Origin of the sequence: Roseateles sp. SL47, from assembly GCF_026625885.1 — a bacterium.
GTDB lineage: Bacteria > Pseudomonadota > Gammaproteobacteria > Burkholderiales > Burkholderiaceae_C > Roseateles.
In genome coordinates this window covers 3,734,685-3,747,084 of record NZ_CP113068.1, presented here as the reverse complement: position 1 = coordinate 3,747,084, position 12,400 = coordinate 3,734,685, and the positions used below count along the sequence as shown (strand labels likewise).

Here is a 12,400-nt window from a genome sequence, read left to right as displayed (position 1 = left end):
TGAGATGAGATGAGAAGCCGGGTGCTGCGCGGGCCGGCCACTCAGACGGTTTGCGGCGCGGCGGCTTCCACCAAGGTGGCGACGGACGGACCGCCGAGGGCGCTCAGCCACTCGTCGTCCGATCCCTCATTCATGCCCTCCAGCAAAAAGGTGGAGAGATATCGCTCGCCGGTGTCGGGCAGCATGGCCAGCAGCACGGAGCCTTCAGGCGCGCCTCGCGCCACGTCCAGGGCCGTGGCCACTGTGGCCCCGGCAGAGATGCCGACAAAAATCCCCTCCTCGGCGGCCAGGCGGCGTGAGGTGTCACGCCCCACCCGCTCGTCAATGGGCCGCAGTTCATCAATCACGCTCGGGTCCAGCACACTGGGCACGAAGTTGGGGGCCCAACCCTGGATCTGATGGACATTCCACGCCTGCCCGGCCAACACCGCCGCATTGGCCGGTTCTGCCGCCACCACACGCACGCGCGGCCGCGCCAGCTTCAGCATCTGGCCCACCCCGGTCAGGGTGCCGGTGGTGCCGAAGCCGGTGACGAAGTAGTCCAGGCGCTTGCCCGCAAAGTCGCTGAGGATCTCGGCAGCCGTGGTCTCGCGGTGATAGGCCGGGTTGGCAGGGTTGTCGAACTGGCGGGCACGGAACCAGCCGTGGCGGTCGGCCAGTTCATCGGCAATGCGGTTGCCACCACTGCTGCCCAGCGCCGCCGGGAACAGCAGCACCTTGCCGCCATACGCCCGGATCAATTTGCGCCGCTCGAGGGAGTAGGAATCGGACATCACCGCCACGAATCGATAACCTCGCGCCGCCGCCACCATGGCCAGTGCAATGCCAACATTGCCGGAGGTGCACTCGCAGAGGGTGTCACCAGGCTTGAGAAGACCCTTGGATTCGGCGTCCAGCACCACCGCCAGGGCGAGGCGGTCCTTCACCGAGCCGCCTGGATTGAACGATTCAACCTTCACATACAGGCTGACATGCGGTGGCGCGACCCGGTGCAGTTTGACGATGGGGGTACGGCCGATGGTGTCGAGGATGCTGTTGTAGAGAGCCATGAGGGTGTCCTTGAGGGTGGTTGGAGATTGGTCTGAGGGGGGAGGGATTGAGGGGATGCGTGGGTCCGTTTGGGTGTGGGGTGGATGCGGGTCGGTCGCGGGTCGGTGGCAGGTCAGCGGAGGCTGGGCGGCGGGGCCGCTGCGGCTCTGCTTGCGACCTGCCCCTCAACGCGCTCAGGCAGCGCCGAGCCGCTGAAACACCGGCGCGACGATGTCCAGGATCACCGCCAGCGCGGAGGCATTCACCGCTTCATCGAGCGAAGCATTGAACTCGGCCAGTTCCATGCCACGCAGTTGCGCGGCCGGAATCGCCTCGAACAAGGCGCGAATCTGGTGGGGATGCAAACCGTTGGGGACCGAGTAGTCGGCGGGTAGATGGCCGGGATCCAAGACATCCCAGTCGATGTGCACCCACACCGGTGCATCGCCGATGGCCGCCAGCACAGCTTCGGGCGTGACGGCGGCGGGGGGCAGGATGCGCACCCCGGCATCTGCCAGCAGGGCCCGCTCCTGATCGTCGATATCGCGCGCCCCGACCAGCACCACCTGGCGCGGCTGCAGACCGGCACCATGGCCGCTGTCCCACAGCCCGCAGGCCCCCGCCAGCACCATGCCGCCCAAATAGCCGGAATCGGTGGTGTCCGGGGTGTTGAAATCCCCGTGTGCGTCGATCCAGAGCACCACGGCGTCCGGATGCTCACGGGCCACCACCGGCAGGCTGGCCAGGCTGGCCGAGCAGGTGTTGGAAAGCATCACCGTCAACGGCCCTTGACGGACGCTCGCCTGCACGGCGGCCTGCAGGCCTTTCAGCGTCTCACGAGCCTGCGGCAGGCTTTCGCGCCAGTCGTCCTGTGCAGCGGGCTGGGGGCAGCCAACCGTGCGCGTTGCCATGCCGTAGCGCTGGCTCAGCGCCTGGGCGGTGCGTGCGGCACCTTCGATCATGCGCGGGGCGCGGTCGGCCACACGGCCTTGAGAAACGATGAGTTCAATCATGGCGAGAGGTCCTTGTGGAAGAACGGAACAGGAAGGGGCACTGGTCCTGGCGGGCGCTGTTGTCATCCAACAGCCCGTATTGCCACCACTCACGGCTCTCGGCACCGAAGAAGCCGAGCTGCGGTGCATGCGGCTGGCCGTCGTAGCGTTCGATGCGCTGGCGGATGTTGGCGCGGACCTTCCGGCCACCGGGGGTGTTGCCCGCGAAGACATCGAAGCGGTCCCGCGGGTTGATGACCAGCATGAAATGGCGGCCCAGATGGCGACTCTTGCGCGCCAGGTGCGCCGGGTTGCTCATGTTGCAGAACAGGGGCATGCCGTTGAAGCACATGGACCAGTCCGCCGCATTCGGGTCCTGGCCAACACCCTGTGGCCATGGTGCGGGGTCCACCTCGTGCAGCGCCTGCAGCACGCGCCAGCCAAAGGCGTGATAGGCCGCCACGGCATCGGCCTGAATGACGTCACGTGAAAACGCGACGATCAGTGGATAAGCAGTGTCCAAGGCTCCATCCCATTGGCGGGACAGTTCCACATATTGCTTCAAGCCCTCGGCCAGATGGCGAATACCTGCGGCATCGACCCCTTCAACGAAGATGAATTTAATGAGTTTCTTCTTGAAGGCATTCTTTGAGAAAACGCAGGGAAATCCGGAATCTCCAGCAAGCCTTGACTCCAACTCACACAGTATCTCAAAGCACCAGTCCGGGGACGCTCTGGATATTTCCACCTGACTGACAAGCGGTTGAAAAAACCCGTTCATTGATGACATTTCCGGCAAACGGCCACGGCGGGGCCAGGCCTGATCCCACGAGGGAGACCAGGAGTCAAAAACACCAATAGGAACGCGAAGCGGGCGACTCGAAACAAACCGGTTGGGGAGCCGGCTCAGCAATATTTTTTGCCTTGATGAACCCGAATTTCGATCGCCTTCTGATTTCGCGACAGCGTCAGGATAACGACTGCCCAAAAACTAAAGAAGGTACGGTCCTTGATAAATAAGAAGATCCGTTACCTGCAATCAATATGACGGCCACCGCCACATTGAATAAAGTGAAATTGGCAAGCACCACTCACCAAGCAGCGATACATAAAAAACAAAATCGAGGTTTGTGCGGACAGTTGTGAGGTGGCGCACGGCAAAGGGCGCACTTTGTCCACTGCCGTTCTAGGTGTTGACCAATCGCAGGCCTGAGCCGAGAACACGAGCCATGCGCCTCTGACCTTGATTCAAGGCAAAGCGCACCACTCCGTGCAGGCGCACGCTTTGAACCATGCCAACGCAGCAAACCCGCTGCAGAGGATGTCCAAGGAGAAGTTCATGATTGCTCTGACCCTGCTCACACGGGTGTGTGCCGCCCTTCGCCGTATCGGCCCCGCATTCAAGGCGAGCTTTGCCCGCAGCGGCCTGCGGGCCTCCAGTGCCATGTGGCGCGTGATGGAAGGTGGGAGTGCGGGGGTGTGAGAGGCCGCTGCCGAGTGGTCGCTCCCGCGACGACTCGGATGTGCGGTCAAGGACCCGGGCGCTCGGGCGCTCTGTGGCTTGGGCGCTCAGTGGCCCGGGCGCTCAGTGGCTCGGGCGCTCAGTGGCTCGGGCGTTCAGTGGCTCGGGCGTTCAGTGGCTCAGCGGCTCAGGCGCTGCGGAGTTCAGGCCTGCCGAGCCTGCAGCTCCTGATGCTTGCGGCCCGCCGTGGCCCACAGCACCAGCGCAAACACCGCGCCCACCAGGCTGCAGGTGCCGAAGAACCACATCATCGCGTCATAACCGGCCGGATTTTGCGCACTGGCGCCCGCACGTGTATTGAGCCAGCCGGCCACCAGATTGGCGCCGCCAATGCCGGCGTTTTGCACCACCCACATCAAGCCAATGGCCGTCCCGAAACGTGCGGGGGCCACCACCTTGCTGGCCAGCGGCCACATGACGGCCGGCACCAACGAGTAACTGATGCCCATCAGCGCGGTGGACACCTCCAAGCCACCGGAACTCAGCACCATCACCGCCAATGCAATCGGCAGCAGCACCGCCCCGAAGGCCAGGAACGGGGCATACCGTCCGACCCGGTCACACAACCAGCCGAAGGCCGGTGTCGCAAACACGGCCGCCAGGAACACATAGCTGTTCAGTTCCCCGGCGGCTGCGAGATCCAGCCCGTGCACATGCTGGAAGTACTTGATGGAGAAGGTGCTGCGGAACGCCAGGATCACGCTATACCAGAGCACGCACAGGATCAGCAGATACCAATAGGCCTTGCCGAAATGCAGCAGGTCCCGCCACACGAAGGGCTGCGCTTGAGCTTGGACGTCATGCTTGGCCGACGCCTCCACGCGGCGGTCCAGCCACCAATACAACACCGATGCGCCCAGCGACGCTGCGCCCATCGCCGCCGCAATCAGCAGCGGCGGTTGCCAGCCTTGCGCGTAGGCATGCGGGAACCAGGTCGGCGACATGTCGGTGGAATACGACCCCAGCCGCCCCAGCGACAAGGCCAGGCCCATCGTGAAAGCCACATTGCCGCCGGCAAAGTATTGAGCCAGCACGGCCAAGGTGGAGATGCCAAACGTCTCGGCCCCGATGCCGAACAGCAAGCGTCCGGCGACCATGCCTTCAAAGCTGGGGCTCAGCGCCGTCAGCAGCGCACCGGCAAAGCAGATCGCGGCGGTGCCCAAGGTCACCTTGGCGGCTCCGAATCGGTCCACCAGCACGCCGCCGAGCAGGATCAACACGACGTTGGGCAGGCTGTAGACCGCATTGAGCAGGCCCACCTGGGCATCACTGAACCCCCGTTGGGTCTGCAAGGCATCGGCCACCGGGCCGATCGAGTCATAGACGTAGTAGTTGCCGTACAGCGCTGCAGCCACCAGGGCGCAAATCCACCAGGCCGTCGCGCGGCTCGGAGTGTTGTGGTTCATTCCGGATGCTTGGGAGAGGATCGGGATCGATCCGAAGCCGGGGATTCTCCCGGATTCCCGCAGTAAAGATCCGGAAATTCCGATCCCCGCAGCAAGGCTGATCCAGAGGGTGCCTCAAGCCCGCAGACTTATCCGCAGTGACCCGGGGCCGCACCGCGCACTTTTGCACACGAGCCGCACCCCTGCGATGTCTTCTGCAAGCGGATGTTGTTGGCGGGTCACCTGGTTGCAGTTGGAGACCTTCCCCCCTGCCGCGGCGCCTGTGCTGCAGCTATCCTGGCTTCATCCTGTTGTTCACTGCAGTCCTCATGCGCTCACGTTCCTCCCTGCTCCTCACGTCCCTCTGCTCCGTGCTGCTGGCCGCCGCCAGCCCAGCCACCTGGGCCGCCTGCCGGGTCCAGACCCTGCCCGAAGGATGGTCCGCTGCGGCGGTCCGCTGGGAGGGTGCGTGCATCGGCGACAACGCCGATGGTCTGGGCATTCTGAAGGAGCAGCAAGGCAGCAGCGTCAAACGCATGTTCCTGGGCCGCGCTTCCAAGGGCGACATGCTGCTGGGCGTGGTGGAAGAGCCCAACCAGGGTTTCCTGGCCGGCCATTTCCAGCAGGGCAAGCTGCCGGCCACGGATGAACGCTGGCCTGCGATCAGCGCCTTTGAAGAGGCGGCCAAGGCAGCCGACCAAGCCGCCACCCGCTTTGATGCCGAGGGCAACAAGGCGTCGGCCCAGTACTACCGCGACAAGGCGGTGATGCTGCGCAAGCAGATGGATTGAGACGGCTGGGGCCTGCGGCCCAGCCACCTCAGCGCCGCGGGCCGGCGCCGCCCTTGACCAGCTGAACCTCAAACAGCTTCGGCCAGAGTTTGCCGGTCACGAACAGGCGCTTGGTCTTGGCGTCGTAGGCGATGCCGTTGGCCACGTCCTCCCCCTGCGCCTCGGGGTTGCGCTCCGGCATCAGCCCGGTCAGGTCGATCCACCCGGTGACTTTGCCACTGGCAGGGTCGATGCGCGCGATGCGTTCGGTCTGCCAGATGTTGGCCAGCACCTCGCCGTCCACCCATTCCAGCTCATTGAGCTTCTCCACCGGTTTGCCACCGGCGGTGACCCGCACACGGCGGGTTTCCTTGAACGACACCGGATCGATGAATCGCAGCTCCGGCGTACCGTCGCTCATGATCAGCTCGCGGCCGTTCTGCGTGATGCCCCAGCCCTCGCCGCCATAGCTGAACTTGCGCCACAGCTTGAAGTTGCTCGCGTCCAGCACATAGCCCACCTGGTCCGTCCAGGTCAGCCCGATGATGCGGTCCCCCCAGTGCGTGATGCCTTCTCCAAACACTTCGGCCGGCAGGCTGGTGTCCATCACCACCTCACCGGTCTCCAGCTTCACCTTGCGGATGGTGGAGTGGCCCTTCAGGCCGGTGCTCTCGTAGAGGAAGCCTTCCTTGAAAAACAGGCCTTCGGTGAAGGCCCCACGGTCGTGCGGATACGCCTTGACCACCTTGACGGTGTAGATGGGGATGCTGGCGTCCGCCGCCGGCGCCTGGAGGTGCAGCGCCAGCGCGCCAGTGGCCAGCAGGCACTTGCCAGCCCAGGAGATCAAGGCCCTGCGGCCCATGGAAGACAGGATGGTGCGCATGAGAGTTCCAGTGGGAGGCCCCGCAATCTACACGATTCCGCCCACCGGCCCGGACGACTGATCGCAAAGCGCCCACCCAACGGAATCCCCCATCGACATTCCCGTTTTTTCTGTGCGGCTTGTTAGGAATCATTCTCATTGTGTAGGACACTCCAGGCTTCGGCCGGTGCGACTCTTGTCCCGGAAGCCGCCGTCTTGCCGCCACCACACCATGAATACGTCCAACACCTTGAGCCGCTTCACGCTGGCCCTGCCCCTGATCCTGCGCATCGGCGCGGCGGTCGGCGGCGGATATGTCTTCTCCTGGGGCTTTGTGGCCCTGCTGATCGCGGGGGCCTACGCCGCCGGCATGTCCTTCCATGACGCCGAGCACTTGTCGGCCATGGTGGGCATGCTGGTGTTTCTGGTGGTGTTCCTGTGGGCCTTTGCCGCCCGCAGCGTGGCCCGCGTGTGGGCCGTGCTGCTGGTGGGCGCGGGCGTGATGGCAGGGGCGGCTGCGCTGGTGCAGCACGCCCTGGTTTGAACGGAGGTCGACCCATGTTCCAGAGCTTCCGTCTTTCCATGGCCTGGCTGCACACCTGGTTCGGCCTGGTGCTGGGCTTTGTGCTGATCGTGGTGTTCTTCTTCGGGTCGCTGTCGGTGTTTGACCGGGAGATCGACCGTTGGTCGATCCCGCAATCGCGCTTTGACCCGCAACCCATGCCGTCCTTTGACAAGTTGCTCAAGCCGGCGCTGGAGGAGATGCAACCGGACCCCGCCGTCGTGGCGGGCATCCAGGACCGGGTGAACGGGCCGCTGCCGGCTCACTTCGATGTGGTGCGGACCTGGGGGGTCTACACCACCCATCGGGACCCGGTGGCCACGGTGTTTGCGGGCTTTGCAGTACCGAATGCCAAGGACCCGGAAGAAACGCTCTGGGCCGTGCATGCCATGGACCCGCGCGACGGCAAGCTGCTGCCGCAGAGCCAGCTGGCCATCGGCAGCCAGTGGTTCTACCCCATGCATTACAGCCTGAACGTCACCTGGAAGGATCTCGGCACCTGGGTGGTGGGTTTTGCGGCGCTGATGATGCTGGCCGCGCTGGTGAGCGGCGTGGTGATGCACCGCAAGATCTTCCGCGAGTTCTTCACCTTCCGGCGCAACAAGAGCACGCAGCGCAACACGCTGGACCTGCACAACCTGACCGGTGTTGTCGCCCTGCCCTTTCACTTCTTCTTTGCCTTCACCGGGCTGGTGATCTTTGCGGGCCTCTATTTTCCGGTGGCCCATACGCAGCTGAATCCGCTGCATGAGTTGAGCGAGAAGATCGAAGCCTCCGAGACCGGGCTGCCGCATGATCCTGCTGGGGTGGCCGCGCCGATGGCCTCGGTGGATGCGATGGTGGCCCAGGCGCAGCAACGCTGGCAGGCCAAGGGCATGGCGGGTGACGTGGGCTATCTGCAAGTGCAGCACCCGGGTGATGCCAATGCCTACGTCAGCGTCTACCGGGCGGGCACCGACCGTGTGGCGCTGACCGGCGAAGGCATTCATTTCAAAGCCAGCACTGGCGAACTGCTGCGGGAAGACCCACCGCGTACGGCGGTGGACAGCACCAATGAGTTCCTGGAAGGCCTGCATCTGCAGCACTTCCGCCACTGGCTGCTGCGCTGGCTTTATGTGCTGGGCGGGCTGACCGGTTGCGTCTGCATCGCCACAGGCTTCATCTTCTTCGTGGAAAAGCGCAAGGCGCAGCATGCCAAGGCCGGCGGCCAGGGCAGCCGGATCGTGGATGCACTGGCGGTGACCACGATGACCGGCATGCTGATCGCCACCGTGGCGATGCTGCTGTCCAACCGGCTGCTGCCGGAGAACCTGATGGGCAAAGGTGATTGGGAGCAGCGTGTGTTCTGGGGGGTGTGGGCGCTGGCCATGGTGCATGCCTTCCTGCGTGGCGGGGCGGTGGCCCAAGGCCGCATGAATCCTGCTTGGCGGGAGCAATGCGGGGTGGTGGCCCTGATCGCCATCGCGGCGGTGGTGGCCAATGCGGTGAGCACCGGGGACCATCTGCTGCGCACGATCTCCACCGGTTACTGGCCGGTGGCCGGAGTGGACCTGAGCCTGCTGGTGTTGAGTGGCGTTTGTCTGCTGGCGGCGCGCCGGTTGGGGCTGCGGGCTCGCGATCAGGCGGCGCTCGTTCCTCCACCGTCGCCAGCGGCCCCGAGTGCCGACCCGGCCGGACGCCTGGCTTCGGCGGAGGTCAGCCATGGTTGATCCGCTGCTGCTTCAACTGGCCGCCGCTGGAGCGGCGATTGTGGGCTTTGGCTGGCTCGCGCTGGCCATGGATGTGCACTGGGAACAGGCGCAGGGCCAGCGTCCTCAGCCCGCTCCCGTGGTACGGCTGCTTCGCGTGCTGGGCAGCCTGGCACTGGCCGCATCGCTGGGGCTGTGCCTGACGGCAGACCATGCCTCCATGGCGGTGCTGGTGTGGTTCATGCTGCTGGCCGCCGCAGTGCTGACGGTGGCCATGACCTTGTCGTGGCGGCCTCAGTGGCTGCGGTGCCTGTGGCCTTGATGCGTTGAGGCATTGAGGCCTTCGCGGAGCCGAGGGCATCGCGGCCACGGAAGTCGCCCGGAGTTGCGCTGCAGATCAGTGCAGCGCCTGCAAAACATCCTCCAAGACCACCGGCTTGACCAGATGGTCATCGAACCCGGCCACGCGAGCAGCGAGCTTGTCCTGAGGCTGCCCATAACCCGACACCGCCACCAAGCGGATGCCGGACAAGGTCGGGTCGCTGCGCACTTCACGAGCGACTTCCAGCCCGCTGAGCATCGGCATGCCGATGTCCAGCAACACCACGTCGGGCGTCTCCTGCCGCATCAACTCCAGCGCGCGCAGCCCATCATGGGCGGTCTGCACCTGATGGCCGAAGGTGCGCAGCAGCAGGGCCAGGCTGTCGGCGGCATCGATGTTGTCGTCGATGATCAACAGGCGCTTGGGATCGCCCACGGGTGCGGCACTCAGGGTGTGGCCCGCAGCCAGATCGCCCCGGCTGGCTGCTTCGCCGCTGTCCAGCGGCAGCCGGACGGTGACCACGGCGCCCTGCCCCAACCCTGCGCTCGACGCTTCGGCGCTACCACCATGGTGCTGGGCGATGCTGCGCACCAGCGCCAGCCCCAGGCCCAAACCGCTTTCCCCACGGCTGTAGCGGCTCTCCGCCTGTGAGAAGGGCTGGAAGGCGCGCTTGAGCGTGTCCTCTTCCATGCCGATGCCGTTGTCGGAGACAGCCAGAAAGATCTGGCCGCCATCGAGGTGGAGGGTCAACTGAATGTCGCCCGGCAGCTGGGTGAACTTGGCGGCGTTGTTCAGCAGGTTGGACACCAACTGGATCAGCCGGGTCCGGTCGCCCTGCATCCAGACGGGGTGCTGGGGCCAGTGCGCCACAAAGATGTGGCCGCGTTCATCGAGCGCGGGACGCATGCCCTCCACGGCCTCTTTCACCACCTCAACGAGGTCCAGGCGTTCCATGGTGAGGCTTACCTTGCCGGTGGTGACGCGGCTGACGTCCAACAGATCTTCGACCAGGCGATTGATCTGCCGCACCTGCTTGGCGGCCACATCGAGGCACCACTGGGAGCGAGGGCTCTGCGGCTCGTGCGACATGATGGCCAGCACGTTCATGATCGGCGACAGCGGATTGCGCAACTCATGCGAGAGCATGGCGATGAATTCCGTCATGCGCCGACCTTCATCCAGCAGCGCGGCCATGCGGCGACGGTCACTGAGATCGCGGGTGACTTTGGCGTAGCCGAGAAACTCGTTGTGGCCGCCGTAAATGGCCGTCATGACGACATTGGCCCAGAACGAGGAGCCGTCCTTGCGGACGCGCCAGCCTTCATCTTCGACCCGCCCGCGCTCGCGCGTGAGCACCAGTTCCTTGTTCGGCCAGCCTGCGGCGACGTCGGCAGCGGTATAGAAGACCGAGAAGTGTCTGCCGATGATTTCTTCCGCGATGTAGCCCTTGATACGCTGAGCACCGGCATTCCAGGTGGCAACGTGTCCGGCGGGGGTGAGCAGGAAGATGGCGTAGTCCAGGACACCTTCGACAAGGTGACGATACGTGGCGTCCCCCGCCTGCCGGAGCCGACGGATGTCTTCGTCTTCGACCTCCATGGCCTGCGGCTCCGGCTGCTCCGGCTGCCGATGCGTATCCGACATGTGCGCTCCTGATCGCTCGAGGTCGTCAGCTCGTGACTGGGCGGTTGCCGAGGGGTTGATTCAACGTCGGCAGATCGGAGTTTGGGGCAAATGGGAGGCCTGCGGGTTGAGGGAAGACGTGCAGTGAATCCGCGCCCGATCCACCCAAGCGGCACATCGGAAGCGCTGAATCCCGGGAGCCAGAGGCTGCGCCCTGACCGCCAACGTTCCCACGTAGATGAGGGTCAAAGCGGCGCTGGTCAGCAGCGGGACGGCACGTCACAGCAGGTGATCAATCGCCATCGACGAGAACATCGTGGCACGATTTGATCTGCCCCATAGACGCCAGAAATCTAGGATAGATATCGCTTGGGATGGTCAGGCAGCCAGCGGACCATGTATTGCCGAAGGCCTGGGTGCCGCCCCGGTGGCTGAGCTCTATCTGCCCCGCCAATCAGCGTAACCGGTGGTGCGCAGCGGCTCACCCCAAGCCCTTCAACGGATGCGCGTCTGCCCCCCAAGGGCTGACGAAGAACTTCGCCACCTCGCCTGCATCGAGCGCATCCACCGTCGGCGGATTCCATTTCGGCGCATGGTCCTTGTCGACCGCCAGCGCGCGAATGCCCTCCACCGTCTCGCTGGCCGCACCCGGCCGCAGGTGGAAGCAGTGATGCACCAGATCCCGCTCCATCCGCAGGTCGTCCGCCAGGCTCATGCCCCGCGCACGACGGATCTGTTCCAGTGTCACCGCCATCATCAACGGAGACCGCTTCTTCAGCACCTCCAGCGTCCCTTGCGCCCACGGGTCCGCGTCGGCGGCCAGCGACGCCATCAGCGCCGGCAACGATGCGGCACTGAAGTGCTGGTTGATCTTCTTGCGCGACTCCCAGTGCTCCGCCAGGGGCGCCAGGTCCGCCCGTTCCATCACCGTGGCCACGACATGCTCCGCACTGTCCTGCATGCCGTGGCGGAAGGCATCGATGATGGCCGGCAGTTCGTTGCTCTTCACAAACACGTCACCCAGCCCCAGTTCGATCGCGTCCCCCGCGCCGATCGCCTGACCGGTCAGCGCCATCCACTCGCCGCTGTATCCCGGGCAGCGGGACAGAAAATAACCGCCCCCCACATCCGGGAACAGACCGATGTTGGTTTCCGGCATGGCCAGCTTGGAATGCTCGGTCACCACCCGCAGCTTCGCCCCCTGGCTGATGCCCATGCCGCCACCCATCACCACACCATCCATCAGGGCGATGTAGGGCTTGGGGAACTGGTGGATGAGATGGTTGAGCGCATATTCCTCGGTGAAGAACGCCTCCAGCGCCGCATCACCCGCCAGCGCGGCCTGGTGGAAGAACCGGATGTCGCCGCCCGCGCAAAACGCCGCAGGCTTGCCCTCACGGCCCGCCCCCAACACCACCACCGCCTGGATGCCGGGCTCGGCCGCCCAGGCGGTCAGCAATGTGGTCAGGTCGCGAATCATGAACAGCGACAGCGCATTAAGCGCCTGCGGCCGGTTCAGGGTAATCACCCCCAGGCAGCCATTCACTTCGGCCAGGACAAAACCTTCGGATTGCAGCGACGGAATCACGACGTCAATTCTCCACTTGTCTGCCGGCACACCCTTAGGGCGCCCGGCTCTTCTTTA

General features: G+C 64.8%; 12 protein-coding genes. 5 read left to right on the top strand and 7 right to left on the bottom strand.

Annotated elements, in window-relative coordinates:
* Window positions 1-41: 41 nt before the first annotated feature.
* From cysK to OU995_RS16550, 3 genes are all read right to left on the bottom strand, one after another.
* Window positions 42-1,049, bottom strand: a complete 1,008-nt coding sequence (cysK, locus tag OU995_RS16560; RefSeq protein WP_267831110.1) for a cysteine synthase A — start codon at window positions 1,047-1,049, stop codon at window positions 42-44.
* 174 nt (window positions 1,050-1,223) lie between these two features.
* The gene (locus OU995_RS16555) at window positions 1,224-2,042 is read right to left on the bottom strand and encodes an arginase family protein (protein WP_267831109.1); all 819 of its coding nucleotides are present in this window, start codon (window positions 2,040-2,042) and stop codon (window positions 1,224-1,226) included.
* Window positions 2,035-2,811: a YqcI/YcgG family protein gene (locus OU995_RS16550; protein ID WP_267836283.1), complete on the bottom strand. Its 777-nt coding sequence runs from the start codon at window positions 2,809-2,811 to the stop codon at window positions 2,035-2,037. Before OU995_RS16550 ends, OU995_RS16555 begins: the two co-directional genes overlap by 8 nt.
* Window positions 2,812-3,360: 549 nt before the next feature.
* Between OU995_RS16550 and OU995_RS16545 the strand changes: the two genes are divergently transcribed.
* Window positions 3,361-3,504 carry a hypothetical protein gene (locus OU995_RS16545; protein ID WP_267831108.1) on the top strand — a complete coding sequence of 48 codons (144 nt, stop codon included), beginning with the start codon at window positions 3,361-3,363 and terminating at the stop codon, window positions 3,502-3,504.
* Window positions 3,505-3,686: 182 nt separating this feature from the next.
* Here the strand turns inward: OU995_RS16545 and OU995_RS16540 are convergent, their stop codons facing one another.
* Entirely contained in the window at window positions 3,687-4,949 is a 1,263-nt protein-coding gene (locus OU995_RS16540; protein WP_267831107.1) for an MFS transporter, read from the bottom strand.
* Window positions 4,950-5,257: 308 nt separating this feature from the next.
* Between OU995_RS16540 and OU995_RS16535 the strand changes: the two genes are divergently transcribed.
* Window positions 5,258-5,719: a hypothetical protein gene (locus OU995_RS16535; protein ID WP_267831106.1), complete on the top strand. Its 462-nt coding sequence runs from the start codon at window positions 5,258-5,260 to the stop codon at window positions 5,717-5,719.
* 28 nt (window positions 5,720-5,747) lie between these two features.
* On the opposite strand, the gene OU995_RS16530 is transcribed toward OU995_RS16535, so the two are convergent.
* Window positions 5,748-6,581: a glutaminyl-peptide cyclotransferase gene (locus tag OU995_RS16530; RefSeq protein WP_267831105.1), complete on the bottom strand. Its 834-nt coding sequence runs from the start codon at window positions 6,579-6,581 to the stop codon at window positions 5,748-5,750.
* Window positions 6,582-6,792: 211 nt separating this feature from the next.
* Between OU995_RS16530 and OU995_RS16525 the strand changes: the two genes are divergently transcribed.
* Genes OU995_RS16525 through OU995_RS16515 form a run of 3 tightly spaced genes read left to right on the top strand, consistent with a single transcriptional unit; the run spans window position 6,793 to window position 9,132 of the window.
* On the top strand, window positions 6,793-7,104 hold the full coding sequence (locus OU995_RS16525) for an iron uptake protein (RefSeq protein ID WP_267831104.1): 312 nt from the start codon (window positions 6,793-6,795) through the stop codon (window positions 7,102-7,104).
* A 14-nt stretch (window positions 7,105-7,118) separates the two neighbouring features.
* On the top strand, window positions 7,119-8,831 hold the full coding sequence (locus OU995_RS16520) for a PepSY-associated TM helix domain-containing protein (RefSeq protein ID WP_267831103.1): 1,713 nt from the start codon (window positions 7,119-7,121) through the stop codon (window positions 8,829-8,831).
* Window positions 8,824-9,132, top strand: a complete 309-nt coding sequence (locus tag OU995_RS16515) for a DUF3325 domain-containing protein (protein ID WP_267831102.1) — start codon at window positions 8,824-8,826, stop codon at window positions 9,130-9,132. Before OU995_RS16520 ends, OU995_RS16515 begins: the two co-directional genes overlap by 8 nt.
* Before the next feature lie 75 nt (window positions 9,133-9,207).
* On the opposite strand, the gene OU995_RS16510 is transcribed toward OU995_RS16515, so the two are convergent.
* Complete coding sequence (locus tag OU995_RS16510) at window positions 9,208-10,776, bottom strand: ATP-binding protein (RefSeq protein ID WP_267831101.1); 1,569 nt, start codon at window positions 10,774-10,776, stop codon at window positions 9,208-9,210.
* Window positions 10,777-11,236: 460 nt separating this feature from the next.
* Entirely contained in the window at window positions 11,237-12,343 is a 1,107-nt protein-coding gene (locus OU995_RS16505) for an enoyl-CoA hydratase/isomerase family protein (protein ID WP_267831100.1), read from the bottom strand.
* Between the last annotated feature and the right edge of the window lie 57 nt (window positions 12,344-12,400).

Bases quoted from the DNA above. Each gene is read 5' to 3' on its own strand.
- OU995_RS16535 (WP_267831106.1), top strand. From the start codon at position 5,258: ATGCGCTCACGTTCCTCCCTGCTCCTCACGTCCCTCTGCTCCGTGCTG.
- cysK (WP_267831110.1), bottom strand. From the start codon at position 1,049: ATGGCTCTCTACAACAGCATCCTCGACACCATCGGCCGTACCCCCATC.
- OU995_RS16550 (WP_267836283.1), bottom strand. From the start codon at position 2,811: ATGTCATCAATGAACGGGTTTTTTCAACCGCTTGTCAGTCAGGTGGAA.
- OU995_RS16545 (WP_267831108.1), top strand. From the start codon at position 3,361: ATGATTGCTCTGACCCTGCTCACACGGGTGTGTGCCGCCCTTCGCCGT.
- OU995_RS16525 (WP_267831104.1), top strand. From the start codon at position 6,793: ATGAATACGTCCAACACCTTGAGCCGCTTCACGCTGGCCCTGCCCCTG.
- OU995_RS16510 (WP_267831101.1), bottom strand. From the start codon at position 10,776: ATGTCGGATACGCATCGGCAGCCGGAGCAGCCGGAGCCGCAGGCCATG.
- OU995_RS16555 (WP_267831109.1), bottom strand. From the start codon at position 2,042: ATGATTGAACTCATCGTTTCTCAAGGCCGTGTGGCCGACCGCGCCCCG.
- OU995_RS16530 (WP_267831105.1), bottom strand. From the start codon at position 6,581: ATGCGCACCATCCTGTCTTCCATGGGCCGCAGGGCCTTGATCTCCTGG.
- OU995_RS16540 (WP_267831107.1), bottom strand. From the start codon at position 4,949: ATGAACCACAACACTCCGAGCCGCGCGACGGCCTGGTGGATTTGCGCC.
- OU995_RS16520 (WP_267831103.1), top strand. From the start codon at position 7,119: ATGTTCCAGAGCTTCCGTCTTTCCATGGCCTGGCTGCACACCTGGTTC.
- OU995_RS16515 (WP_267831102.1), top strand. From the start codon at position 8,824: ATGGTTGATCCGCTGCTGCTTCAACTGGCCGCCGCTGGAGCGGCGATT.